Here is a 23976-nt window from a genome sequence, read left to right as displayed (position 1 = left end):
CCTGGCACGGTCGGCGGTCTGCGTGTCCGCCGCGCTGCACCCGACGCAGGTTGCCCGCCAAGCATTAGAAGATATCGAACGACTCCTCCGCCGGAACCTGGTCCTCCGGGCCGTAGTCGACATAGGTTTCCATGCGTTCCAGGTCCTCGGCCTTCACCCATTCGACGATGCCGCCGCCATTGCTGGACTCGATAAGCTGGCCTCCGGCGCCCACCGTGACCTTGACCATTCCCTCGGGCGGGTCGTTTGCCGCGAGTGGCTGGTCCTTGAGCGCCACGCGCATATAGTCGATCCAGATCGGCAATGCGGCCTTGCCGCCGTACTCACGGTAACCGAGCGACTTGAAGTCGTCGCGGCCGACCCACACGGTGGTCACATAAGGGCCGCCGAAGCCGGAGAACCAGGCGTCGCGGTGGTCGTTGGTGGAGCCGGTCTTGCCGCCCACGTCCTCGCGGCCGAGCACCTTGGCCGCGGTACCAGTGCCGCGCTGTACGACGTCGCGCATCATCGAGACCAGCTGGTAGGCCACGCGTGCGTCGATGGCCCGCGGCGCGATCACGGTGCCGGGCGGCAACGCGGTCGGCTTCTTCACGTCGGCGGCCTTGGCCGCTGCCTTGTCCTTCGCCCGCTCGTCGGCCTCGGGACGCGGGGCGCCGGCTGGGCTCAGATCGAAACCGGCGACCTCGTTGGACACCCGCACCGGCTTGCCGGCGCGGCCGATCCCGCAGGTGTGGCACGCAGTGGCCGGCTTCTCCTTGAAGATTTCCTGGCCGTTGCGGTCGGTGACCCGGTCGATGAACCAGGGAGTTACCCGATAGCCGCCATTGGGAAACGTCGCATAACCGCCGGCGACCATGATCGGTGGCAACGAAGCGGTGCCCAGCGACATCGACAGATTCGGTGGCAGCAGCGCCTCGTCCAGGCCGAAATGGCTGATGTAGCGCCGTGCGTATTCCACGCCGATCGCGTCGAGCAGGCGCACCGACACCAGGTTGCGCGACTGCACCAGCGCCTCGCGGATCCGCATCGGTCCGGCGAAGTTGCCACTGTCGTTCTGCGGCCTCCACATGTGCCCGCGACGGTCCTGGAACACCACAGGTGCGTCGAGCACGATCGAGGCCGGGTTGAAACCCTTCTCGAACGCCGCGGCATACAGGAACGGCTTGAACGAAGACCCCGGCTGGCGCCGCGCCTGGGTGGCGCGGTTGAACTTGTTGCCGGCGAAGCTGAAGCCGCCGACCAGGGCGCGGAGCGCGCCGGTGTCGTAGTCCAGCGACACCAGGGTCGCCTGTCCGCGAGGCAGCTGGTCCACGCGCCAGCGCGGTCCTCCGCCTGGTGCGACATTGCCCTCGGCATCCTTGGGAGGCTCGATGCGCTTGACCCGGGCCAGGTCGCCACGCTTGTACAGGGCGGCAGGGTTGCGGCCGGGCCAGGGACTGGTGCTGGACGCATCCAGGCGCAGCTCGCTGCCATCGGGAAGCACTACATCGGCCGTGCCATTGCCAGTCCGCAGCACGATCGCGGGCAACAGCCCGCCCTGGGCGGGGATGCCGCGCAGGCGTGCGGCGGCCGTGGCCGCATCCTCGTCTTCTCCCAGCTCGAAGTGCTGCTCCACCGGACGCCAGCCGTGGCGGTGGTCGTAGGTCGCCAACCCGCTGCGGACCGCCGCATCGGCCGCTGCCTGCAGTACCGGATCGATCGTCGTGGTGACGTGGTAACCCTTGGTCAGGACGTCGCCACCGAACCGCGCGATCATTTCCTGGCGCACCATTTCGGCCACGTACGGCGCATAGACCTCCACCGGGCGCTCGTGCGGGGTGGCGTGCATCTCCACAGCCTGCGCGGCACGTTCGGTTGCCGCGTCGATGAAGCGCAACTCGCGCATGCGGGTGAGCACATAGTCGCGGCGTTCGCGCGCACGCTCCGGGTTGCTGAGCGGATTGCCGCTGGAAGGGAACTTCGGGATCGCGGCGAGCGAAGCGATCTCGTCCAGGCTCAGCTCGTCGAGCGATTTGCCGTAATAGAACTCGGATGCGGCGGCGACGCCGTAGGCGCGATTGCCGAAGAAGCTCTTGTTGAGGTACAGCTCCAGGATCTCGTCCTTGCTCAGTTCGCGTTCCATGCGCACCGCCAGCAGCATCTCCGACAGCTTGCGCGTATAGCTGTATTCGGAACTGAGGAAGAACTGGCGCGCCACCTGCTGGGTGATGGTCGAACCGCCGGGGACGCGCTTGTCGTCGGTCGTGGCCAGCAGCCAGATCGCACGGCCGACGCCCTTGTAGTCCACGCCGTGGTGCTTGTAGAAGCGTGCGTCCTCGATCGCGATGAAGGCGTGCTTGACCTGTTCGGGAACCTTGCTGATGTCGACCGGGTAGCGCCTGGTCTCGCCGAACATGGCCATCAGCCGTCCGTCGTTCGCATAGACGTAGAGCGGCTCCTGCAGCTCGACGTTGCGCAGGCTGGATACGTCCGGCAGCTTGGAGGAGACGACCCAGTACAGGACGCCCAGGCCGAGCGCACCGACCAGAACGGCACCAAGCGAGCCCAGCAGGACCCAGCGGAGCAGGCGGCGTAAACGGGACATCGAGACCGGTGGCGGCTTGAACGAAGGACGGCGAGTATAGAGGAGGCGTCGCCGCGGACCTTCGACCGGAAGCAGTGCCGGAGCGCGTTTGGGGGGCTCGGGGTGTGACGTTGGCGACGGTTTCGCAGTTGCCAGTTGCCAGCGCGTGAAAAGTCCGTTATTTAATGCGACGGGGAACGATGTGCGCGTAAGCGCCCGTCACAAGGGGAGAATCGTGGGACTGATCACAAAAAGCCAGGCACCCCTGGTCGGGGTCGACATCAGTTCGACCGCAGTCAAGCTGCTGCAGCTTTCCCGGGCCGGATCGGGCGTGGGCTACCGCGTGGAGCATTACGCCGTGGAGCCGCTGCCGCCCAATGCGGTGGTCGAGAAGAACATCGTGGAGGTCGAGGCGGTGGGCGATGCGATCCGCCGCGCCCTGGCCCGCTCCGGCAGCCGCGCCAAGTTCGCCGCCGCCGCGGTCGCCGGTTCGGCGGTGATCACCCGGGTCATTCCGATGGCCGCCGACCTGGACGAGGACGACCTCGAATCCCAGATCGAGCTGGAGGCGGTGAACTACGTGCCGTATCCGATCGAGGAAGTGAACCTCGACTTCGAGGTGCTCGGGCCGATGCCCGGCAACCCCGAAATGGTGCAGGTGCTGCTGGCCGCCTCGCGCGCGGAGAACGTCGAAATGCGCGCTTCGGCCCTTGAGCTCGGCGGGCTGACGGCCCGGGTCATGGACGTGGAGGCCTTCGCCGTCGAAAACGCGTTCGCCCTGCTGTCCGACGGCCTGAACCTGCGCCGCGACGGCCTCGCCGCGCTGGTGGACATCGGCGCGACCATGACCACGCTCAACATCCTGCGCAACGGTCGCAGCCTGTACAGCCGCGAACAGGTGTTCGGCGGCAAGCAGCTGACCGACGAGGTCATGCGTCGATACGGCTTGAGCTACGAGGAAGCCGGTCTGGCCAAGCGCCAGGGCGGGTTGCCCGAGAGCTACGAGGTCGAGGTGCTCGAGCCGTTCAAGGAGGCACTGGTCCAGCAGATCAGCCGCCTGCTCCAGTTCTTCTACGCCGGCAGCGAGTTCAACCGGGTCGACCAGGTGGTGCTGGCCGGTGGCTGTGCGTCGATTCCGGGCGTGGCCGAAATGGTGGAAGAGCAGCTGGGGGTGCCCACCACGGTGGCCAACCCGCTGGCGCACATGACCCTGGGCCCGCGCGTGCAGGCGCATGCGCTGGCCCAGGACGCTCCCGCGCTGATGATCGCCTGTGGTCTGGCCTTGAGGAGCTTCGACTGATGGCACGCATCAATCTGCTTCCCTGGCGCGCCGAGCGGCGCAAACAGCGGCAGAAGGACTTCCTCACCATGCTTGGGGCTTCGGCCCTGGGTGCGGCGCTGGTCGCCTTCCTGATCGTCAACTACTACAGCCGCCAGATCAGCGGCCAGAACGAACGCAACCAGTACCTGCAGCAGAAGATCGCCGAGGTACAGAAGCAGATCGACGAGATCGCTGCACTCGACGAGAAGAAGGCCAAGCTGCTCAAGCGCAAGGAAATCATCGAGGACCTGCAGTCCGACCGTTCGCAGATGGTGCATCTGTTCGATTCGCTGGTGCGGACGATTCCCGACGGCGTGGTCCTCACCTCGGTCAAGCAGGAGGGCGACAAGCTCTCGCTCGAGGGCCGCAGCCAGTCCAACGCGCGGGTGAGTACCTATATGCGCAGCCTGGAAGGCGCAGGCTGGATGACCAAGCCCGAGTTGTCGATCATCGAGGCCAAGGAAGGCGATCCGGGCCTGCCCTTCGTCTTCAGCCTGAGCGTCACGCTCGCCAATCCCAATGCGCCCAAGGACGCTGACGGCGACGGTGTGCCCGATGACGAGCAGGCGCCGGCGGTGCCGGATGCCACCACGCCGGCACCGGCCACAGCAGGAGCCGCGTCATGAGCCAGCGCAAGATGTCGCTGAAGGAACTGGACTTCAACAACACCGGGGCCTGGCCGCGGGAGTGGAAGATCGGTTTCTGCGTGCTGCTGGGCGTGCTGATCATCGGCCTGACCTGGTGGCTGTTCGTGCGCGACAAGCGCGCCGAACTCGAAGCTCTGGTGCGCACGGAGACCGAACTGCGCGGCGAGTACGAAACCAAGCGCGGTCGCGCATCCAACCTCGAGCCGCTCAAGCAGCAGCTTGCGCAGATGGAGCAGCAGCTCCAGCAGATGCTGCGGCAGCTGCCGAGCAAGACCGAGATGCCCGATCTGATCGTGGACATCTCGCAGACGGCGCTGGCGACGGGCCTGGCCAACGAGCTGTTCCAGCCGGGCACCGAGACGCCGAAGGAGTTCTACGCCGAGAAGCCGATCGCGCTGCGGATGGTGGGTACCTACCACCAGTTCGGCGCGTTCGTCAGCGGTGTGGCTTCGCTGCCTCGGGTGGTGATCCTGACCATGCACGACATCGCGCTGCGGCCGCGTGCGCCCAACGCGACAATCACCGCCAACAGCCAGGCGCTGGAGCTGGCCGGTACGGTCAAGACCTATCGATATCTGGACGAGGAAGAAGCGGCCCAGCAGGCTGCGGCGCAACCGGCGACGCCGGCACAGGGGGCGCAATGAGCATGTCGATGTCGTCTGCGCTGCGTCTCGCCCTCGCGCTCGCCGGGCTGGTTGCGGTGGCCGGATGTGGCCGTAGCGTGACCAGTTCTTCGGACGTGGCCGACAAGGAGAGCAACCTCGAGGCCTGGGTGGCGGAAGTGGACAAGCGTCCGCCGCCACCGCTCGATCCCTTGCCGGTGATGCAGCAGTTCGAATCCTTCGAATACGCCGCGCAAGGGCTGCGCGATCCCTTCAGTCGTGCTTTCCGCGATGTGGGCGGCAGCGGCCCGCGTCCCGATGCCAACCGGCCCAAGCAGGAGCTCGAAAACTTCCCGCTCGACAGTCTGGACATGGTGGGTACCATCGGCAGCGGCCGGGGACTCACGGCGCTGATCAAGGCGCCGGACAAGATGACGTACAAGGTGCGGCCCGGTAGCTATCTGGGTCAGAACGACGGACGCGTGACCAGCGTGAGCGAGGATCGGGTCGACCTGGTCGAGCTGGTAACCGATGGGGCGGGCGGCTGGCTGGAACGGCCGGCGTCGATTGCGCTCGAAGACCAATGATTAGGGGACAGGCATGATGACCGTGAAGACCAACCTGCGTGCGAGCCTGACTGGCGTGGCCTTGGGCCTGATTGCCGCCAGCAGCGCGCTGCACGCGACGCCGGCGCCTGTCGTGGCCACCATGGGCCAGGTCGCACCCGCTGCCGGGCTCGACCCGGCCAAGCAGTCGCCGGGCGCGGTGGCCGTGTCCGGGATCGACTTCAAGCGCGGCGATGGGGGCGCGGGGCGCCTGATCCTGCGCTTCAGCGGCGATGGCGCGATGCCGGACATGCGCACCCAGGGTTCGCAGGTGATGATCGATGTCGGCAACGCACAGCTGCCGGCGAACCTGCAGAAACCGCTCAACGTCACCGACTTCGCCACGCCGGTGCAGCGCATCGACGCCAACCGCAGCGGCAGCGGCACCCAGATCGTGTTGAGCACGACCGGCCCGTTCGAATCGATGGCCTATCAGACCGGGCGCGATTACGTGGTCGAGATCGTGCCGCGCGCCGCGAACGTGCCTGCGCGCGCCGTGGGCTCGGCCGCGGCCGGCGTGGCCGCGACAGGACAGGTCGGCGTGGTGCCGCAGGTCTATACCGGCAAGCGTCTGACCTTCAACTTCCAGGACGTGTCCGTGCGCTCGGTGCTGCAGATCATCGCCGACGAAGCCAACCTCAACATCGTCGCCGCCGACACGGTGCAGGGCAATGTGACCCTGCGCTTGCTGGACGTGCCGTGGGACCAGGCGCTGGACATCGTGCTGCAGGCCAAGGGCCTGGACAAGCGCCGCAGCGGCAACGTGGTCTGGGTAGCTCCGCAGGCCGAGATCGCCAAGTACGAACAAGACATCCAGATGGCGCGCATCAATCTGGACAACGGCGCCGAGCTGATCACCGAATACATCCCGCTGAGCTACTCCAGCGCCGAGGACATTGCCAAGCTGCTGACTGACGAAAGCAAGAACAGCACGGGCGGCGGCGGTGGAGGGGGCGTCGCAGGCGGCCAGGGCGGCCTTAACCAGCGCGGCTTCCTGTCGCCGCGTGGCAGCCTCAGCTTCGATCGCCGCACCAACACCCTGCTGGTCATCGACATCCCCAAGCGGGTCCAGGACATCAAGAACATCGTCGCCGTGCTGGACAAGCCGGTGGATCAGGTGGTGATCGAGGCGCGGATCGTGATCGCCAACGAGTCGTTCGCGCGCGAGCTGGGGGCTAAGTTCGGATTGAGCGGGCGCAAGGATGATGTTCTTTTCAGCGGCAATCTCGCCAGCAACTCGCAGATGCTCGCCGGGCAGGACGCACTGGATGTCGCGTATGCGGAGGCACTCCGTGCCTGGCTGAACGAACCGGAGGCCACGCGCGGTCAACCTCCGATCCGCAAATCCCAGCGGCCCGTGCGGGGCCTCAACGTCAACCTCCCGTCCTCGCTCTCCAACGCCGGCTCGCTGGCGCTCTCGATCCTTAATGCGGGTTACATGCTGGACATCGAGCTTTCCGCACTGCAGACCGAAGGCCGCGGCGAAGTAATTTCCAATCCGCGCATCGTGACCAGCAACCAGAAGGAAGCCGTGATCCGCCAGGGTGAGGAAGTCGGTTACCTGACCATCACGGGCAGCGGCACCGGCGCAAGCCAAGTCCCGCAGGTTCAGTTCAAGGAAGCCCTGCTGGAGCTCCGGGTGACGCCCACGATCACCAACGACGGCCGCGTCTTCCTGAACATGAACGTCAAGAAAGATGAAGTCGCCGGCTTCGTCGACACCGGGTTCGGTGAAGTCCCGTCCATCGCCAAGCGCGAAGTCAATACTGCGATCCTGGTCGAGGACGGGCAGACCGTCGTGGTCGGCGGCGTGTACGAATTCAAGAGCCAGTCCGATCTATCGAAGGTGCCGTTCCTCGGAGATATCCCAATCCTCGGGAATCTGTTCAAGAAGCGCGGTCGCTCCAAGGACAAGGCTGAGCTGCTGATCTTCGTCACGCCGAAGGTGCTGCGGGTCGCCCAGCGGCTCTGAGGGGGCTGCTGTTAGAACTACGCAAACGGGCCGGAAACGGCCCGTTTGCTTTTGCAGCATCGGAGCATGCTGACGTCTCCCGTGCACGGCACTGGAACCCTTGTGCCTCCGCCGGGTCAAAATGGCCCCGACGGGCCTTGCCGTCGCCTCGAGACCGCCACCCCATGGATAGCCGTAGCGACGAGCTTTCGACCGGTACCAATGCGCGCCTGCACGACGCGTTCATCCGGCTCCGAGAGGACCTGTCGTCTGAGATCGTGGGCCAATCCGCGCTGATCGAGCGGCTGTTGATCGCGCTGCTGGCCGACGGCCACCTGCTGGTGGAAGGTGCACCCGGGCTGGCCAAGACGAGCGCGATCCGGGCGCTGGCGGCGCGGCTGGAGGCCGATTTCGCGCGCGTGCAGTTCACCCCCGACCTGTTGCCGGCGGACCTGACCGGGACCGAGGTCTGGCGCCCGCAGGACGGACGTTTCGAATTCCAGCCCGGCCCGATCTTCCACCCGGTCCTGCTGGCCGACGAGATCAATCGCGCGCCAGCTAAGGTGCAGTCCGCCCTGCTCGAGGCCATGGGCGAACGCCAGGTCACCGTCGGCCGGCATACCTACCCCCTGCCGCAGCTGTTCCTGGTGATGGCGACGCAGAACCCGATCGAGCAGGAAGGCACATTCCCTCTGCCCGAGGCGCAGCTGGACCGGTTCCTGATGTATGTACGCATCGGCTACCCCGAGGTCGAAGCCGAAACCGAAATTTTGCGCCTGGCCCGCAATCGCGCGCGCGCCGCGATGCACGCATCCGGCGAACCGCCGGAGCGGCTGCCGCTCGCAGACGTGTTTGCCGCACGCGAGGCGGTGCTGGATCTGCACGTCGCGCCGGCGCTGGAGCGCTATCTGGTGGAGTTGGTACTCGCTTCGCGCGATGCCGGCCGCTACGACGCCGACCTGGCGCGGCGCATCGCCTGGGGCGCCAGTCCGCGCGGTTCGATCGCGCTGGAACGCTGCGCGCGCGCGCGGGCCTGGCTCGCCGGTCGCGATTTCGTCACTCCGGACGACGTGCGCGCCGTCGCGCCGGACGTGCTGCGCCATCGCGTGCTGCCCAGCTACGAAGCCACGGCCGAAGGCTGGGATGGCGAGCGCCTGGTCGCCGAACTGGTCAAGCAGGTACCGCTGCCATGAACGCCCGTCATGGTTGACGGCGTCGTGCCGACGTTGGCCGAACTGGTCGCATTGCGCGGTGCGGCGCAAGGGCGCCGGCCGCCGAAACGCGGTCGTCACGGCACCAGCGGACACGCACTTTCGCCGCTGCGCGGACGCGGCATGGAATACGCCGAGTCACGCGAGTACGCGCAGGGCGACGATGCCCGTCATATCGACTGGCGCCTGACCGCGCGTAGCGGCAAGCCGCATACCAAGCTGTTCCAGGCCGAGCGCGAGCGTCTGACCCTGGTGGTCGCCGACACCGCGCTGGCGCTGTATTTCGGCACCCGCACCCGATTCAAGTCGGTGCAGGCGGCCCGCGCCGGCGCGGTCGCCGTGTGGGCGTCCGTGCGCGACGGCGATCGGGTCGCGGCGCTGCGCGGTTCGCTGAAGGAAGCGCCGGTGCCGCCCGCGGCGGGTCCGCGCGGCGCGTTGCGGGTGCTCGATGCGCTGACCCGATGGTATGCCGCCGCGCCGGAGGAAGACGCCGGGCTCGGTGTCGCCCTGGATCATGCCAGGCGCCTGCTGCGCCCGGGTTCACGCCTGGTGGTACTGGCCGATCCGGCCAGCATTGCGGCGCTGCCGGCCGAGCGCTGGCCGGCGCTCACGATGCACAACGAGGTGATCGTGCTGCTGATCACCGACCCGCTGGAGCAGCGACCGCCGCAGGCGAGCCTCCCGTTCGTCTCCGGCGGCCGTGGTGTCGAGTCGCATCGCGTGCAGCTGGACCTGGCCGTGTCGGGGCAGCGCCAGCGCTGGCGGCAGGAGTTCGTGGCCCCGGTGGAAGCCGCGCTGGCGCAGCTGCCCGCGCGCGGCGTGCGCGTGCAGATGCTGTCCACGGACGCCCCCAGCGAGTCCTGGCTGCCCCTGCTCGGCCGCGCGCGGGCGGCATGAACCAGGCAGGATGACCCAGGACGCGACGATGCAGACGGACGGACTCGTACTGCGCGACATCCATGCCGCAAGCGCGCCGTCTTGGTGGCCGCCGGCGCCGGGCTGGTGGCTGCTGCTCGCGGTCGTGGCCGCCGCCGCGGCGATCCTGCTGGTATTGCGCCTGCGTCGACGCAGACGCGAACGCGCGATCGCCAGGCTGTTCGATGATGCGCTGGCCCAGGCCGACTCGCCCACCGCCCAGATTGCCGCCATGTCCGAACTGCTGCGGCGCGCCGCACGCCGTCGCGATCCCAATGCCGACACGCTGCAAGGGGAAGACTGGCTGCATTTCCTAGATGCGGGTTTGAAGCAGCCGGTGTTTGCCGCCGGGACAGGGGCCGTACTGGTCGAAGGTGCGTTCCGTCGCGACGTGTCCGAAGCCGATGTCGCTGGCCTGCGAACGATTGCGCGCATGCGTTTCCTGCAGTGGATGGGCGCCGGGCGATGACCAGCTGGCTGGCGCAATGGCTTCCGCAGGATTTCGACGGCTTCGCCTGGCCATGGCTGCTGCTGGCGCTGCCGGTGCCGTGGCTGCTGCGCAGGCTCCTGCCGCCGGTAGCCGATGCGTCGGCGGCGGCGCTGAAGGTTCCATTCGGCAAACGTCTCGATGGCATCGCCGGTCGCGCGGGCCCGGCGCGCGCGCGCGGGGTCGGCCTGCTCGCATGGCTGGCCTGGGGGTTGCTGTGCATCGCTGCGGCGCGGCCGCAGCTGCTCGGGCCGATGCTGCAGCCACCGCAGGCGGGGCGCGACCTGATGCTGGCGGTCGACCTGTCCGGCAGCATGGGCGAGGAAGACATGCAGCTGGGCAGTGACGTGGTCGATCGGCTGACCGCGGCCAAGGCGGTGCTGGCCGATTTTCTCGATCGCCGCGCCGGCGACCGCGTCGGGCTGATCGTGTTCGGCCAGCGTGCCTTCGTCCTCGCGCCGCTCACCCTGGATCGCGACACCGTGCGCCAGCAGCTGCAGGACAGCATGGTCGGCCTGGCCGGGCGCGAGACGGCGATCGGCGACGCCATTGCCCTGGCGACCAAGCGCCTGCGCGCGCTGCCTTCGGGCCAGCGCGTCCTGGTGTTGCTGACCGACGGCGTCAACACCGCCGGCGCGCTGGAACCGCAGAAGGCCGCGGAGCTGGCGCGCGACGAAGGCGTGCGCATCCACACCATTGCTTTCGGCGGCTATGGCGCAGGCCTGAACGTATTCGGGGTGCCGTTGCGCATGCCCGGCGGCGACGACATGACCGACGAAGCCGGCCTGAAGCGCATTGCCGATATCACCGGCGGGCGCGCCTTCCGTGCGCGCGATACCGATGAGCTGGTCGGCATCTATGCCGAGATCGACCGGCTCGAGCCGGTGGAGCGTCCGGGCCAGAGCGTGCGCCCGCGCATCGAGCGCTACGCCTGGCCGCTGGGGGCATCGCTTGCCCTGGGATTGCTTGCGGCGGCCTGGCCTCGGCGGAGGCTGGCATGAGCGCCCTGGGCATCGACGGCCTCCACTTCCTGCGCCCGCTGTGGCTGCTGGGCCTGCTGGCTTTGCCGCTGCTGGCCTGGGGCTGGCAGTCGCGGCGCGGTCAGCAGAGCGTGTGGCGCGAGGCGGTGGATCCGCATCTGCTGCCGCACCTGCTCGAGGCCCGCGTCTCCACGCAGGCACGCACCGGCCGCTGGCTGGCCCTGCTCGGGCTGGCGCTGGCCTGTATCGCGATGGCGGGACCGAGCTGGCGCCGCGTGGAGCAGCCCCTGTGGCAGACGCGTGCGCCGCTGGTGGTGGCGCTCGATCTGTCCAGCGCGACCCTGGCCGGTGATCTGCCCCCTTCGCGCCTGGCGCAGGCGCGCGCCAAGATCGCGCAGCTGCTCAAGGACCGACAGGGCGGCCAGGTGGCGCTGGTGGCCTATGCCGAAGATGCGTACACCGTGGCGCCGCTGACCGACGACGTGGCCAATATCGCGCTGTTCCTGGACGCGCTGGATCCGGATGTGATGCCCGAGGACGGCAGTCGCGCGGGCCGCGCGATCGCATGGTCGCAGCGATTGCTGCGCCAGGCCGGATTCGACCGCGGCGACATCCTGCTGCTGACCGGCGAAACCGATGCCGATGCGCGGGATTCGGCCGCCCAGGCAGCCACGGCGGGCTATCGCGTATCCGTGCTGGGTATGGGCAGCGCCGCTGGCGCGGCCTTCCGCAGGCCCGACGGCAGCATCGGCCAGGCGCGGCTGGATCCGCGTTCGCTGCAGGCGGTTGCCCGCGCCGGCGGGGGTCGCTACCAGGTATTAACGGCCGGTTCCGGCGACCTGGACGCGCTCGGCGTGCTGGATCCGGTGCAGGCCGGTGCGCGCTCGGCGCAGGGCGAGAAGCAGGCGACCTGGTTGGACGAAGGCTACTGGCTGCTGCCGCCACTCCTGTTGCTGGCGGCGCTGGCGTTCCGGCGCGGTGGGGTTCTGGCGGTCTTCGCGCTATGCCTGTGCCTGCCTGTGCCGCCGGTGCATGCTGAGGACGACGCGTCGAATCGCTCCAGCCTGTGGCGGCGCCCGGACCAGCAGGCCTACGCGCGGATGCAACAGGGCCAGCAGGCGTATCGCAAGCAAGATTTCGCCGCTGCCGCCCGCGCGTTTGCGGACGTGGACAACCCCGATGGCGCCTACAACCTCGGCAACGCGCTCGCCAGGCAGGGCCGGTACGAAGAAGCCATCGCCGCATACGACCGCGCGTTGGCAGGGCGGCCGGGCATGGAGGATGCCCTAGCGAACCGCAAGGCGGTCGAAGCGGCAATGAAGCGCAAGCCCCCGCAAGGCGCGAACAAGAACCAGCCGAATCCGCGGCAATCGCAACCGGGGCAGTCGCAGGCGCGCCCCGGCTCGCAGGGCGATCCTGGCGAGGGCGGGCAGGACGCGCAGCAGGCGCGCAAGCCGCCGCAGCAGGACAGCCAGCAGGAAGGCAAGGCAGACACGGGCTCGCCGGCAGAGCCGCCGACGCAGGATCCGGCCCAGCAGCGTGCCGCCGATGCGGCCCAGCGCCAGCGCATGCAGCGCGCGCTGGAACAGCAGAGGCAGACCAACAGCGGCCAGGACGTAAAAGGAAAGCCGGACCGCGCCGAACAGGCTGCGCAGCGAGAGCGCGGTATCGCCAACGAAGCCTGGCTGCGCCGCGTGCCCGACGATCCGGGCGCGCTGTTGCGCGCCAAGTTCCAGCTGGAATACGAGCGCCGCCAGGCGCGAGGTGAGGACTGATGGCGCGTCGTTTGCTGCGTTGTGCGTTGCTGGCCCTATGGTTGCTGTCGAGCCCCGCGTTCGCCGAAGTGCGCGCCTGGCTCGACCGCGATCGCATCGGTGCGGGCGAGACGGCCACGCTCAACATCGAAACCGACCAGGCCACGGCGGCGACCCCCGATTATTCGCCGCTGTATCCGGATTTCGAGGTGACCGGCAACACCAGCAGCCGACGGGTCGAAATCGTGAACGGCGCCAGCCGCAGTCGCGTGCTGTTCGCCGTCGCGCTGCGGCCATTGCGCGGAGGGGTCATTGGCATCCCTGCGCTGGCGGTGGGTGGCGAACGCACCCAGCCGCTGCAGCTGCGCGTTTCGGCGGCCGCGCCCGCGCCGGCGCGCGCGGGCGGCACCGTGTTCATCGAGTCGCAGGCCGATGCGGATTCGCCGTACGTGCAACAGGCCGTCGGCTACACCGTGCGCCTGTACTACGCGACTTCGCTGATTTCCGGCCAGCTCGACCAGGATGCCCCACAAGGCGCCACGCTGCAGCGGGTAGGCGATGACCTGCAATTCCAGCGCGAGGTCGCCGGCAAGCGCTATACCGTCGTCGAACGACGCTACCTGCTGATTCCCGAACGCAGCGGTGCGCTCGCAATTCCCGGTGCGCGCTTCCGGGGGGTCGGCGTGGGCGGGTTCTTCGACGACCTGTTTGGCGATGGCCGCCGCGACCTCGGCGCACGCGGCGCGCCGCGCACGCTGCAGGTGCGGCCGATGCCGGCGAACGCACCGCAGCCCTGGCTGCCGTTGCGCGGGCTCAACCTGCAATATCTCTCCACGCCACAGGCCGCACGTGCGGGCGAAGCGGCGAACATCACGGTGGAAGCGCGCGTGGACGGCGCCAGCGCCACCCAGCTGCCCGAGTTGCAGCTGGGCAGCGTCGCCGGTGCGCAGGTCTTTGCCGATCCCCCGCAGATCGCCGAGTCGTTCGAACAGGGCCGTCCGCAAGTGCGCGTGGTGCGCAAGTTCTCGGTGGTGCCGTCACGCCCGGGTCCGTTGCGCGTGCCCGGCCCGCGGATGGACTGGTGGGACGTGCAGGCCGGAGCCCTACGCACGGCGTCGCTGCCGGACGCGAGCTTCGACGTCGCGCCTGGGACGAACGCTCAGGCTGCGGATGTCACGGCAGCGCCGGCAACGGAGCATCCGCGCCAGCGCTGGATCGAGGTGCCGTTCGTACAGGGCGCGGTGCATGCCTGGGCGCTGGCCACGGTGGTGTTCGCATTGCTATGGCTGGCGACGCTGTGGTGGGGCCTGCATCGGCGGACGCACGCCACGACGGCTGAGCAGGCAAGCGACCCGGCGCCCGCCGCAGCGGCCAGCACACACACACGCACGGTCGACCTCAAACAGGCGCTTGCGGGCGGCGATCTAGGCGCCGTGGCCGAGGCACTGCGCGCCTCCGCGACGCCAGCAGCCCCCGATCTGGATGCGGTCTGCGACCGGCTCGAGGATCGTGCACAGGTGACCGCCGTGCGTGCGTTGCAGCAGGCGCGCTGGGGCAACGGCGATCCGGATGCTGCGCTGTCGCAGTTGCGCCATGCTTTCAAGCGTGCGCCCGCATGGCGCAGGGCGGGGAAGCGCGCCGCACCGCTGCTGGCGCCGCTGTATCCGGGTCGCGATTGACGGTTGAGGCGCTCGCCAGCGCGAGCCCGAGCGTACGCAGCCCGTGATGTGATCGCACCCCGGCGCGGTCGGTTAAGCTGCCGCGGTTCGATCCACACGGAGTTCCGCATGTCCGCATCCGCCGCCAAGCCGCGCATGCCGCTGCACTGGAAGATCGCGATCGGCTTCGTCGCCGGCCTGGCGCTCGGCCTGCTGGTGTACTACAGCGTGGGCACCGAGGCGCCATGGGTGCAGACGCTGACCCGCTACGTCACCCAGCCCTTTTCCACGCTGTTCCTCAGCCTGATCTTCATGCTGATCGTGCCGCTGCTGTTCTCCGCGCTGGTGGTGGGCGTGTCGGAAATGGGCGACATCCGCTCGCTCGGGCGCATCGGCTGGCGCACGCTGGCATACACCGTCCTGCTCTCGGGCATCGCGGTGCTGCTGGGCCTGGTGATGGTGAATGTGTTCAAGCCCGGTGCCGGCGTCGACCCGGTGCAGGCACAGCAGCTGCTGAGCGAAAGCGCCGAACGCGCGCAAGCCATCGTCAAGGACAGCGCAGAGCAGCCCAAGGGCATGGACATGCTGCTGGCGATCGTGCCGCAGAACGTGATCGGCGCGGCCTCAAGCAACGCCAGCATCCTGGCGCTGATGTTCTTCGCGCTGATGTTCGGTATCGGCATCGTGATGAGCAGGGAGACGCCGGCGATCGCCACGCTCAAGCGCGGCATCGAGGGCCTGTTCGAGGTTTCGATGACCCTGATCGGGCTGGTGATCCGGCTGGCGCCGTACGCGGTGTTCTGCTTCATGTTCAACCTGGCCGCGCTGTTCGGCTGGGACCTGGTGTTCCGGCTCGGCGCATACGTGCTCGTGGTGGTCGGGGCGCTGGCGATCCATTTGTTCGTGATCTATCCGATCGCGCTCAAGGTGTTCGGCAACTACTCGCCGGTCCGGTTCTTCCGCGGCTCGCAGGAAGCGATGCTGATGGCGTTCTCCACCGCCTCGTCGAACGCCACGCTGCCCACGGCGCTGCGGATCGCCGATAGCGAGCTGGGCCTTCCGCGACGGATCTCGCGCTTCGTGCTGACCATCGGCGCCACCGCCAACCAGAACGGCACCGCCCTGTTCGAAGGCGTGACGGTGCTGTTCCTCGCCCAGTTCTTCGGCGTGGAGCTGTCGATCGGCCAGCAGGTCATGGTGATGCTGGTGTGCATCCTGGGCGGCATCGGCACCGCCGGCGTGCCATCGGGCTCGCTGCCGGTGGTGGCGTTGATCTGCGCCATGGTCGGCGTGCCGCCGGAGGGAATCGGGCTGGTGCTGGGCGTCAACCACCTGCTCGACATGTGCCGCACCACGGTCAACGTCACCGGCGACCTGGGCATTGCCGCGCTGGTGTCGAAGGGCGAGGCCGACGCGCCCTCCCTGGCCGACGAAGGCGATCTGGCCGTTTGAGCCGGTCGGTCGCCCGGCCATGGGACAATAGGCCGCCCGCACCGTCCGCGGGACATTCCCCATTGCCTAGTGACCCATGACGACGCCCAGCCGCCGCGACCTTGCCAACGCCATCCGTTTCCTCGCCGCCGACGCGGTGCAGGCCGCCAACTCCGGCCATCCGGGCATGCCGATGGGCATGGCCGACATCGCCGAAGTGCTGTGGAACGACTACCTGCAGCACAACCCGGCCAATCCCAAGTGGTTCAACCGCGACCGCTTCGTGCTCAGCAACGGGCATGGTTCGATGCTGCAGTACGCACTGCTGCATCTGTCCGGCTACCCGCTGACGATCGATGACCTGAAGCACTTCCGTCAGCTGGAGTCGAAGACCCCGGGCCATCCCGAGAACTTCATGACCTGCGGGGTTGAAACCACCACCGGGCCGCTGGGGCAGGGCTTCGCCAACGCGGTCGGTTTCGCCCTGGCCGAGAAGCTGCTGGCACAGCGCTACAACCGTCCCGAGCTGGCGATCGTCGATCACCGCACCTGGGTGTTCATGGGCGACGGCTGCCTGATGGAAGGCATCTCGCACGAGGCCGCCTCGCTCGCCGGCACCTGGGGCCTGCACAAGCTGGTCGCGTTCTGGGACGACAACCACATCAGTATCGATGGCAACACCGATGGCTGGTTCACCGACGATACGCCCGCGCGTTTCGAGGCTTACGGCTGGAACGTGATCCGCAACGTGGACGGGCACGATGCGGTCGAGATCAAGACCGCGATCGATACCGCATTGAGGTCCGACAGGCCCACCCTGATCTGCTGCCGGACCACGATCGGCTTCGGCTCGCCGAACAAGGCCGGCAAGGAATCCAGCCACGGCGCACCGCTGGGCAAGGACGAAGTCGCGGCCACCCGCGCCGCGCTCGGTTGGACGCACGGCGAATTCGAGATCCCGCAGGCGATCTACGATGGCTGGAAGGTCGGCGATGTGGGGCGGTTTCGCGAAGCGCAGTGGAACGAGCTGTTCGACGCCTACGCGGCGCGGTTTCCGCAGCAGGCGGATGAACTCACGCGCCGTTCGCACGGCGATTTGCCGGAAGGTTTTGCTGCGGCCGCCGATGCCTACATCGCCAGGCTGCAGGCCGATGGCCCGGTGGTCGCCTCGCGCAAGGCCTCGCAGATGGCGATCGAGGCCTTCGCGCCGCTGCTCCCGGAACTGGTCGGCGGGTCGGCGGACCTTGCGCATTCCAACCTGACCCTGTGGAAGGGCAGCAAGTCGGTCGCCACCGATGATGCGGACGCCAACTACATCTACTTCGGCGTGCGCGAATTCGCCATGACCGCGATCAGCAACGGGCTGGCGCTGCATGGCGGCTTCATTCCCTACGATGCGACCTTCCTGGTGTTCAGCGATTACGCCCGCAACGCGGTGCGCATGAGCGCACTGATGGGCGCGCGCGCCATCCACGTCTATACGCACGATTCGATTGGACTGGGCGAGGACGGCCCCACACATCAGCCGATCGAGCACCTCGCCAGCCTGCGATACATCCCGCATAACGACCTCTGGCGCCCCTGCGATGCGGTGGAATCGGCAGTGGCGTGGAAAGCAGCCATCGAACGCCGTGACGGTCCCAGCTGCCTGGTCTTCAGCCGCCAGAACCTGCCGCACCAGCCACGCAGCGATGCCCAGCTCGCCGACATCGCGCGCGGCGGCTACGTGTTGAAGGACAGCAACGGCACGCCGGAGCTCATCCTGATCGCGACCGGCTCGGAAGTCGGCCTGGCGATAGACGCGGCCGCGCAGCTCGGCGATCGGGTGCGCGTGGTATCGATGCCCTCGACCGATGTCTTCGACCGCCAGGATGCCGCGTATCGCGAGGCGGTGCTGCCGAAGGCAGTGCGCAAACGCGTCGCCATCGAAGCCGGCGTCGGCGACTTCTGGCGCAAGTACGTTGGCCTGGACGGGGCGGTGATCGGCATCGACCGCTTTGGCGCTAGCGCCCCGGCCGAAAAACTGTTCCCGCATTTCGGCTTCACGGTCGACCACGTCGTGCAGGCGGCGAACGCGCTGTAGCGGGGGACATAAGCTGCGGATGGCGACTGCGCTCGACGCAGCGCCGCCCGTGGGCCAGGTCTAGTCGGCAGCGTCGTGGGCAATCGCCCGCAGGCGGTAGCGCAGCCGGTACAGGTCCATGCCCTGTCCGTCAGCACGTTCGGCGGAGAGTGTGATGGTGTCCGGGGTCGACCAGTCGAGCATCGCGCCGTAGCTGTCGTAACGACGGCTGTTGGCCGGCGATGGCAGCCGTTCGCCTGCGAGGTAATGGCCGGCACGCGGCGAGGAGACGAACATGTCGACGCGGTCGCGGCGGAAATCCTGTGCGCGTGCGAACACGACGGTTTCGCCATCGTGCAAGAACGTGGCATCGAATTCGTTCGCCGCAGTGTTCACTGCGCCGGGCACACGCTGCGCAAGCGCAAACCCCGTTCCCGCGCGCGCTGCCACGAACAGGTCGTGCCCACCGTTGCCGCCGGAGCGGTCGCTCGAGAACAGCAGCCGGTCGCCCAGCGGTGCGAGCATGGGCGCGAACTCGTTGGCCGCGCTGTTCACGGCTGGGCCCAAATGCTCGACCGCGCCAAAGCCGGCACCCGTCACCGCGACGCGGTACAGATCGTCGCCGCCCATGCCGCCGGGCCGGTCCGAGCAGAAATAAACGAAGCGGCCATCCGACGAGAACGCCGGATCGAAATCACGGGTAGGCGAATTGAACGCGACGGGCGATGCCTCGCCCCAGACGCCGGTGGTGCGGCGCGACATCCAGATGTCGTAACCCCCCGCGCCTCCGGGGCGGTCGCGGCTGAACCAGAGTGCGGTATTGCCGTCGGGGCTCAAGGTCAGGCGGATCTCGGCGTGCACTGTCGAAGCGATACCAGGCGCGAACGGCGTTGCTTCGCCCACAATCTCCAGTACCGGCTCCGCGGCTGGTCTGGCGACGCCGGCGCTGGCCACGACGGTAAGCGCCAGGCCGAGCAGGAGATTGCGCATGGGTTGGGCTGGTCTGGTTGTCCGGTGCACGAATCGTCCTCAGGACTGCCGCGTGAAGTCGCTGATCCAGTTCGATTCCCAGGTGGCCCCACCATCGGTCGAACCGGCCTGTTCCCAGCGCGCCGAATGCGGCGTGATCCGCGACCAGATCACGCGCGTCTTCACCGGACGTCCCTCGTGGGTGTCGTCGCCGACGAAGGTGCCGATGCCATCGGCAAACCCGCCGCGTACCGGGGCGCCGATCGCGCCAGGGAACCTGCCGTCGAGCCACCAGCTGAGCCACTGTTTCGTCGATGGATCGAAGGCGCGGATTCCGATACCCCGCACCGGGCTGTCGGGAAAGCGCATCAGGTTGTCGCCCACGTTGCCGTGGCCGCCCAGCACCGGCCAGTTGACGAGAGTGCCGTCGAATGCGTCCCAGGCCTGGCTCCCGGCGAATCGTTGCCGCAAACGCCGGTGGCGGACCTGCCAGCGGCCCACCAGGAAATCGAAGTCGTGCGGCGCGTCGTCGCGCAGGGGCAAGAACGCGGGCTCGGCCGCGGTGCGGGTGAACCAGTTGCGCCAGTTCACTTCCCAGCTCGCGCCGTTGTCGGGGGAGAACGCCTGCTCCCACCAGGGCCGCGGGCCGTTGATGTCGCGCCAGCGGAAGCGCATGACGATGGGCTTTCCGCGCAGCGTGTCGTGGCCGATGAACGTGCCGGTGTCGCCCTGGAAGGTGCCGCGCACCGGCGGGTCGATCCGGGTCGGGTCGCGACCGTCCAGCCACCAGATCGACCACGAACCGGCTGCGGCATCGAACGCGCGGATGCCCAGGCCGCGATAGGCATCGCCAGGTAATTCGACGATGTTGTCGTCGATCGTGCCCAGCCCGTCCATGGTCAGCCACATCGCGCTACGCCCGGGAAATTCCTCCCAGGTGTGGTCACCCGCAAGGCGGTGTTTGAGCCGCCGATGCCAGACCTTCCACGTACCGCGCAGCCAGGCCCAGTCGCGGGCATGCGTCATCGCCGGGTCCGCTGCCCAGGCAGGCGCGCACATGGGCACGCCGAGGGCTGTCAATCCTCCCGTCGCGGCCAGGGACGCGAGAAAATTCCGTCTGCGCATGCTGTTCTCCCGTTGTTCCGATGCGCTGGAGCGTGGCAAGACCATCGGCCCTTGACCACCCGAAGTCGACCCGCCAGCCTAAGTCAGACTTATGGTCGACGATCGGCGTCTCCCTTCGCTTGCCTCGATCCGTGCCTTTGAGGCGGCCGCGCGCGTGGGCAGCTTCGCCGCCGCAGCGCAGGAACTCGACACCACCGCGGCGTCGGTCAGCTACCACGTCCGCCGGCTGGAAGCGCAGACCGGCATGCAGTTGTTCCGGCGTCATGCACAGCGCGTCGAGCTCACTGCGGCCGGAGAGTTGGTGGCGGCAGAGGCTACCCGTGCCTTCGCCCTGCTGCGGGCGAGCTTCGCGAAGGCGGCGGACGTCGATGCGTTGCGACTGTCGGTCACCACCCTGCCCACGCTGGGCACGAGTTGGCTGACGCCCAGGTTGGGCCGCTTCCGCGCCCGGCATCCGGACATCGCGTTCGAACTCGATCTCTCGCCCGAGCCCCAGGACCTGGCGTCGGGGCGGTTCGATGCTGCCATCCGCAATGGCCATGGCGACTGGCCTGGGCTGGCGACTGTGGAACTGTTCCCCAGCGTGTTCATGCCGCTGTGCGCGCCGGCGATGCTCGGCGCCTGCGCGGATCTGGCCGATCCGCAGGCGCGACCCGAGTTGCCGTTGCTGGGTCGGCCCGACTGGTGGGCGCTGTGGTATCGCGCGCTCGGTGCCGATTGCGTGCCCCGCCCTGACCGCTTCGGCACCACCTTTTCGGCCGAATACCTGGACATCGCCGCAGCGATCGCAGGGCAGGGCATTGCGATGGGTTCACCGGTGCTGTTCCGTGACGACATCGAAGCCGGGCGCCTGGTCCCCGCGCATCCGCTGGTGGCCACCGACGGACGGCGCTTCTGGCTGGCCTATCCGGCCGTACGCAGGCAGGCGCACAAGATCGCCTGTTTCAGGGAATGGTTGTGCGACGAGGCGGCCACCGCACTGCGTGCGATCCGATTGCGCCTGCCCCGGTTGCCCGGTCCCAGCGCGCCGTGATCGCGCCGATCTGCCAGAATCCGCTCGCCGCGATCGCAGATCACAGGGCGGCGCGTGCCACATGCAAGGGACTTGCACATGAACGAAGACGACCAGCGGCTTTCCCTCACCATGAGCCTGCGGAAGCTGCGGGCAATCGACGAGGCGATGGATGTCGTCGAATCGCACTTGGAGCGCCTGCTCACGGTCGACGAGGAATGCGACGAGGACGATGAGGAGTTGCCGGGACGGCCGACCCTGCGCTCGTTCCAGCCGATGCCGGAAACCCGATTGCAGGGCGATGCCGAGCGGTTCTGCCGCGAGACGCTGATGCGTCTGGTGCTCAACCCGCAGCTCGACGCCGAGGGCATGGGCGTGGCCGACGCCGGCGAGATGCTGCGCGCGCTCGACCAGCTGCGCCCGCGGTTGGAGCGCCTGCAGCGGTTGGGCGACCGCGCCTCGCACGCGCATTCGGCGCTGAGCGAGAGCCTGATGACCGCGGCGACGCTCGGCTACGCGCTGCTGGAATCGGCCGACAGGCACGAGGGCCTGGAGCGGCTGCGCGCCGCATGGCAACCGCGGCGGCGCCGGAACCGCTGAGGCTGCGCGCGTCGCGGCCGATGGCCGCGCACGGCGCGAAATGCGCGCGAACCCGCGGCCGTAGCGTGGCACGGCGACAAGCGATCGCTTGAACACGGCCCGCCTCAGCCGCGTGTGCTGTTGAGCGCGTACGCCACCAGCCGGGTCAGCAGCTTCTCGCGCAGCCCCTGCGGCTTGTCCAGCTGCATGCGCGCCAGCGCTTCGCGGTCGGCGGTCCGGCCCGCGAAGGTCGAGCGGAACAGCGTCATTGCCTTCGCCCAGGGCGTGGCCGTATTGGCCCTGAGCCAGCCCAATGCCTTGACCAGGCGCTGTTCGGCCGCGGTGAAATCGCTGCCCAGCGGATAGTCCGGCAAGGTGCCGTCGGCGCGCAGCGACGCCAGGGCATCACGCAGGCGCCCAGGCGTATTGCGTTTCCACGCGTCGGCAGCCTTGAAGTCCTTGTCCAGCTTCAGATGGGTCTTTGCGCGATCGAGCAGCTGCGTTTGGAAACGCGCATCGCTGATCGCGGACATGGCGATGACGCAGTCCTCGTCGGCCATGCCGCGCAGGTCGGCGATGCCGTATTCGGTGATGTAGAGATCGCGCAGATGGCGCGGGATCGTAGTGTGGCCGTAGTTCCAGCGGATGTTGGGCTTCGGCCTGCCCCCCTCGTCGCGCGTGGCGCGCAGCAGTAGCGCCGAACGCGCATCGGGCAGGGCGTGCGCCATCGCAACGAAGTTGTACTGGCCGCCGACGCCGGAGACCACGCGGCCGTCTTCCAGGCCGTCGGACACCGCGGCCCCGAGCGCGGTGGCCATCATGCAGGTGTTGAAGAAGCGCGCGTCGCGGCGCTGCAGGCGTTCAAGCGTTTCGTTGCCGCCGTAGAGCTCGTTGACCTCGCTCACTCGGCGCATGCCGATGCCGCGCCGGGTCCTGGCGTCCAGGTTACGCAGCCAGTCGTAAAAGTCGGGCGAGCCCAGGAAGAACGCGCCATGCAGAAACTCGCCGTCGCGTTCGAGCAGCTTCTTGTCCGACAGGTCGGCGGTGCCGTCGGCGACGCGCCGCATCAGCGCTTCGTTGTCCACCACCTTGCGCCGGATCACGCCGGATTCGACCAGGCGCTTGAAGCCCTCGTTGATCATTTCGCTGCAGCCGTACAGCCCGCGCTCGAACGGATCGAGACCCCCGCTGGCGACCACCGCGCCATTGCGTTCCAGTTCCGAATCCAGCGCCTGCAGCACGCGCCGGTAGGCGGCGTTGTCCGTATGCCGCAGCGCCAGCGCATGGCAGAGCGCATCGGCCAGTGCGCCGATCCCGATCTGCAGGGTGCCGCCGTCGCGTACCAGCGCGCTGGCGTAGAAGCCGATGGCGTAGTCGGCGTCGCTGACCGGCTGGCGTGGCAGCGCGAACAGCGGCGGGTACGCGCCAGAATGCAGCGGAGGCGGCAGGACCACCATGTCGAAGAAGCCGGCGTCCACCGCGGCCACGCCGTCCAGCCACGGCAGCTGCGGGTCGATCTCGGCGACCAGCACCGGCCGCGGCAGTCCACGCGCGACGATCGCGTCGATCGCATCGAAAGTGAGGTCGGTATTGGACGACAGCGACAGCCGGGTGTCGTCCGGGTTGCTCGCCACTTTCTGCACCAGTACGTTCATGCCGCGATCGGCCAGTGCACGTGCCACATGCGTGTAGTTCAGGCTGGAGTAGCGTCGCTGCGCCTGCGATGAGCCCAGCAACGCGCCGGACTGCAGGTAGAACTCCTCGACGTGGACATGCGCCGGCAGAGCGTCGCGCTTCTGTGCCTGCACGTAGGTCAGGCGCGGGAAGTCATCGCCGTACAGGCGTGCCACGAACGGCGCGAGGAAACGCTTTTCCAACGCGCTCGACCCTGAGGGGGGATCCAGCGACAGCGCCGTGTAGAGCGTCAGCGACCGCGAGGGGTCGGCTTCGATGCGTGCGTACAGGGCGTTGAGGAAGCGGTGCGGCTTCCCGATCCCCAACGGCGCGCCGACCCGGAGCGGGCCTTCAATGCTGGCGAGCAGGGAGGCGACCGCATCGTCGAGGGAGTCGAAGAACGCCGGCAAGCGGGACTGCGTCATGCCGG

19 protein-coding genes are annotated in these 23976 nt (G+C 68.3%); 15 read left to right on the top strand and 4 right to left on the bottom strand.

The window, feature by feature from the left end; translation table 11 throughout:
* Positions 1–64: 64 nt before the first annotated feature.
* On the bottom strand, positions 65–2584 hold the full coding sequence (locus tag MC380_RS16515; RefSeq protein ID WP_242101375.1) for a penicillin-binding protein 1A: 2520 nt from the start codon (positions 2582–2584) through the stop codon (positions 65–67).
* Positions 2585–2798: 214 nt separating this feature from the next.
* On the opposite strand from MC380_RS16515, the gene MC380_RS16510 reads away from it, so the two are divergent.
* From MC380_RS16510 to tkt, 13 genes are all read left to right on the top strand, one after another.
* The gene (locus tag MC380_RS16510) at positions 2799–3863 is read left to right on the top strand and encodes a pilus assembly protein PilM (RefSeq protein WP_242101374.1); all 1065 of its coding nucleotides are present in this window, start codon (positions 2799–2801) and stop codon (positions 3861–3863) included.
* Entirely contained in the window at positions 3863–4510 is a 648-nt protein-coding gene (locus MC380_RS16505; protein ID WP_242166038.1) for a PilN domain-containing protein, read from the top strand. The genes MC380_RS16510 and MC380_RS16505 overlap by 1 nt, the downstream gene beginning before the upstream one ends.
* Positions 4507–5175, top strand: coding sequence for a type 4a pilus biogenesis protein PilO (pilO, locus tag MC380_RS16500; protein ID WP_242101373.1), 669 nt, complete (start codon positions 4507–4509; stop codon positions 5173–5175). Before MC380_RS16505 ends, pilO begins: the two co-directional genes overlap by 4 nt.
* Positions 5172–5720 (top strand): pilus assembly protein PilP, encoded by a 549-nt coding sequence (locus tag MC380_RS16495; RefSeq protein WP_242166035.1) that lies wholly within the window; start codon positions 5172–5174, stop codon positions 5718–5720. The genes pilO and MC380_RS16495 overlap by 4 nt, the downstream gene beginning before the upstream one ends.
* A 13-nt stretch (positions 5721–5733) precedes the next feature.
* On the top strand, positions 5734–7710 hold the full coding sequence (locus MC380_RS16490) for a type IV pilus secretin PilQ family protein (RefSeq protein WP_242101371.1): 1977 nt from the start codon (positions 5734–5736) through the stop codon (positions 7708–7710).
* Between the two features lie 164 nt (positions 7711–7874).
* Positions 7875–8882 carry a MoxR family ATPase gene (locus MC380_RS16485; protein WP_242101370.1) on the top strand — a complete coding sequence of 336 codons (1008 nt, stop codon included), beginning with the start codon at positions 7875–7877 and terminating at the stop codon, positions 8880–8882.
* Between the two features lie 9 nt (positions 8883–8891).
* Positions 8892–9797 carry a DUF58 domain-containing protein gene (locus MC380_RS16480; RefSeq protein WP_242166032.1) on the top strand — a complete coding sequence of 302 codons (906 nt, stop codon included), beginning with the start codon at positions 8892–8894 and terminating at the stop codon, positions 9795–9797.
* Positions 9798–9807: 10 nt separating this feature from the next.
* Positions 9808–10284 (top strand): DUF4381 domain-containing protein, encoded by a 477-nt coding sequence (locus MC380_RS16475; RefSeq protein WP_242166030.1) that lies wholly within the window; start codon positions 9808–9810, stop codon positions 10282–10284.
* Positions 10281–11303 carry a VWA domain-containing protein gene (locus tag MC380_RS16470; protein WP_242166028.1) on the top strand — a complete coding sequence of 341 codons (1023 nt, stop codon included), beginning with the start codon at positions 10281–10283 and terminating at the stop codon, positions 11301–11303. The genes MC380_RS16475 and MC380_RS16470 overlap by 4 nt, the downstream gene beginning before the upstream one ends.
* Positions 11300–13057, top strand: a complete 1758-nt coding sequence (locus MC380_RS16465) for a VWA domain-containing protein (RefSeq protein WP_242166026.1) — start codon at positions 11300–11302, stop codon at positions 13055–13057. Before MC380_RS16470 ends, MC380_RS16465 begins: the two co-directional genes overlap by 4 nt.
* Positions 13057–14715 carry a BatD family protein gene (locus tag MC380_RS16460; RefSeq protein WP_242166024.1) on the top strand — a complete coding sequence of 553 codons (1659 nt, stop codon included), beginning with the start codon at positions 13057–13059 and terminating at the stop codon, positions 14713–14715. Before MC380_RS16465 ends, MC380_RS16460 begins: the two co-directional genes overlap by 1 nt.
* Before the next feature lie 108 nt (positions 14716–14823).
* Positions 14824–16146, top strand: coding sequence for a dicarboxylate/amino acid:cation symporter (locus MC380_RS16455; RefSeq protein ID WP_242166023.1), 1323 nt, complete (start codon positions 14824–14826; stop codon positions 16144–16146).
* 76 nt (positions 16147–16222) lie between these two features.
* The gene (gene tkt / locus MC380_RS16450; protein WP_242166021.1) at positions 16223–18208 is read left to right on the top strand and encodes a transketolase; all 1986 of its coding nucleotides are present in this window, start codon (positions 16223–16225) and stop codon (positions 18206–18208) included.
* A 60-nt stretch (positions 18209–18268) separates the two neighbouring features.
* Here the strand turns inward: tkt and MC380_RS16445 are convergent, their stop codons facing one another.
* Both MC380_RS16445 and MC380_RS16440 read right to left on the bottom strand, forming a co-directional pair.
* Positions 18269–19177, bottom strand: a complete 909-nt coding sequence (locus MC380_RS16445; RefSeq protein WP_242166018.1) for a hypothetical protein — start codon at positions 19175–19177, stop codon at positions 18269–18271.
* Between the two features lie 39 nt (positions 19178–19216).
* Positions 19217–20182 carry a DUF1579 domain-containing protein gene (locus MC380_RS16440; RefSeq protein ID WP_242166016.1) on the bottom strand — a complete coding sequence of 322 codons (966 nt, stop codon included), beginning with the start codon at positions 20180–20182 and terminating at the stop codon, positions 19217–19219.
* 190 nt (positions 20183–20372) lie between these two features.
* Between MC380_RS16440 and MC380_RS16435 the strand changes: the two genes are divergently transcribed.
* Positions 20373–21314: a LysR substrate-binding domain-containing protein gene (locus MC380_RS16435; protein ID WP_277930014.1), complete on the top strand. Its 942-nt coding sequence runs from the start codon at positions 20373–20375 to the stop codon at positions 21312–21314.
* Between the two features lie 78 nt (positions 21315–21392).
* A complete protein-coding gene (locus MC380_RS16430) occupies positions 21393–21893 on the top strand; it encodes a hypothetical protein (RefSeq protein WP_242101359.1) in 501 nt (166 codons plus the stop codon).
* 104 nt (positions 21894–21997) lie between these two features.
* On the opposite strand, the gene MC380_RS16425 is transcribed toward MC380_RS16430, so the two are convergent.
* Positions 21998–23971, bottom strand: a complete 1974-nt coding sequence (locus MC380_RS16425) for an acetyl-CoA hydrolase/transferase C-terminal domain-containing protein (RefSeq protein ID WP_242166012.1) — start codon at positions 23969–23971, stop codon at positions 21998–22000.
* Between the last annotated feature and the right edge of the window lie 5 nt (positions 23972–23976).

Origin of the sequence: Lysobacter sp. M15, from assembly GCF_022662515.1 — a bacterium.
Taxonomy (GTDB): Bacteria; Pseudomonadota; Gammaproteobacteria; order Xanthomonadales; family Xanthomonadaceae; genus JAKPBU01.
This window is presented reverse-complemented; position numbering and strand designations above follow the sequence as displayed.

Coding starts and splice junctions, on each gene's coding strand:
- MC380_RS16515 (WP_242101375.1), bottom strand. CDS start 2,584: ATGTCCCGTTTACGCCGCCTGCTCCGCTGGGTCCTGCTGGGCTCGCTT.
- MC380_RS16505 (WP_242166038.1), top strand. CDS start 3,863: ATGGCACGCATCAATCTGCTTCCCTGGCGCGCCGAGCGGCGCAAACAG.
- pilO (WP_242101373.1), top strand. CDS start 4,507: ATGAGCCAGCGCAAGATGTCGCTGAAGGAACTGGACTTCAACAACACC.
- MC380_RS16495 (WP_242166035.1), top strand. CDS start 5,172: ATGAGCATGTCGATGTCGTCTGCGCTGCGTCTCGCCCTCGCGCTCGCC.
- MC380_RS16490 (WP_242101371.1), top strand. CDS start 5,734: ATGATGACCGTGAAGACCAACCTGCGTGCGAGCCTGACTGGCGTGGCC.
- MC380_RS16485 (WP_242101370.1), top strand. CDS start 7,875: ATGGATAGCCGTAGCGACGAGCTTTCGACCGGTACCAATGCGCGCCTG.
- MC380_RS16480 (WP_242166032.1), top strand. CDS start 8,892: ATGGTTGACGGCGTCGTGCCGACGTTGGCCGAACTGGTCGCATTGCGC.
- MC380_RS16475 (WP_242166030.1), top strand. CDS start 9,808: ATGACCCAGGACGCGACGATGCAGACGGACGGACTCGTACTGCGCGAC.
- MC380_RS16470 (WP_242166028.1), top strand. CDS start 10,281: ATGACCAGCTGGCTGGCGCAATGGCTTCCGCAGGATTTCGACGGCTTC.
- MC380_RS16465 (WP_242166026.1), top strand. CDS start 11,300: ATGAGCGCCCTGGGCATCGACGGCCTCCACTTCCTGCGCCCGCTGTGG.
- MC380_RS16460 (WP_242166024.1), top strand. CDS start 13,057: ATGGCGCGTCGTTTGCTGCGTTGTGCGTTGCTGGCCCTATGGTTGCTG.
- MC380_RS16455 (WP_242166023.1), top strand. CDS start 14,824: ATGTCCGCATCCGCCGCCAAGCCGCGCATGCCGCTGCACTGGAAGATC.
- tkt (WP_242166021.1), top strand. CDS start 16,223: ATGACGACGCCCAGCCGCCGCGACCTTGCCAACGCCATCCGTTTCCTC.
- MC380_RS16445 (WP_242166018.1), bottom strand. CDS start 19,177: ATGCGCAATCTCCTGCTCGGCCTGGCGCTTACCGTCGTGGCCAGCGCC.
- MC380_RS16440 (WP_242166016.1), bottom strand. CDS start 20,182: ATGACGCATGCCCGCGACTGGGCCTGGCTGCGCGGTACGTGGAAGGTC.
- MC380_RS16435 (WP_277930014.1), top strand. CDS start 20,373: ATGGTCGACGATCGGCGTCTCCCTTCGCTTGCCTCGATCCGTGCCTTT.
- MC380_RS16430 (WP_242101359.1), top strand. CDS start 21,393: ATGAACGAAGACGACCAGCGGCTTTCCCTCACCATGAGCCTGCGGAAG.
- MC380_RS16425 (WP_242166012.1), bottom strand. CDS start 23,971: ATGACGCAGTCCCGCTTGCCGGCGTTCTTCGACTCCCTCGACGATGCG.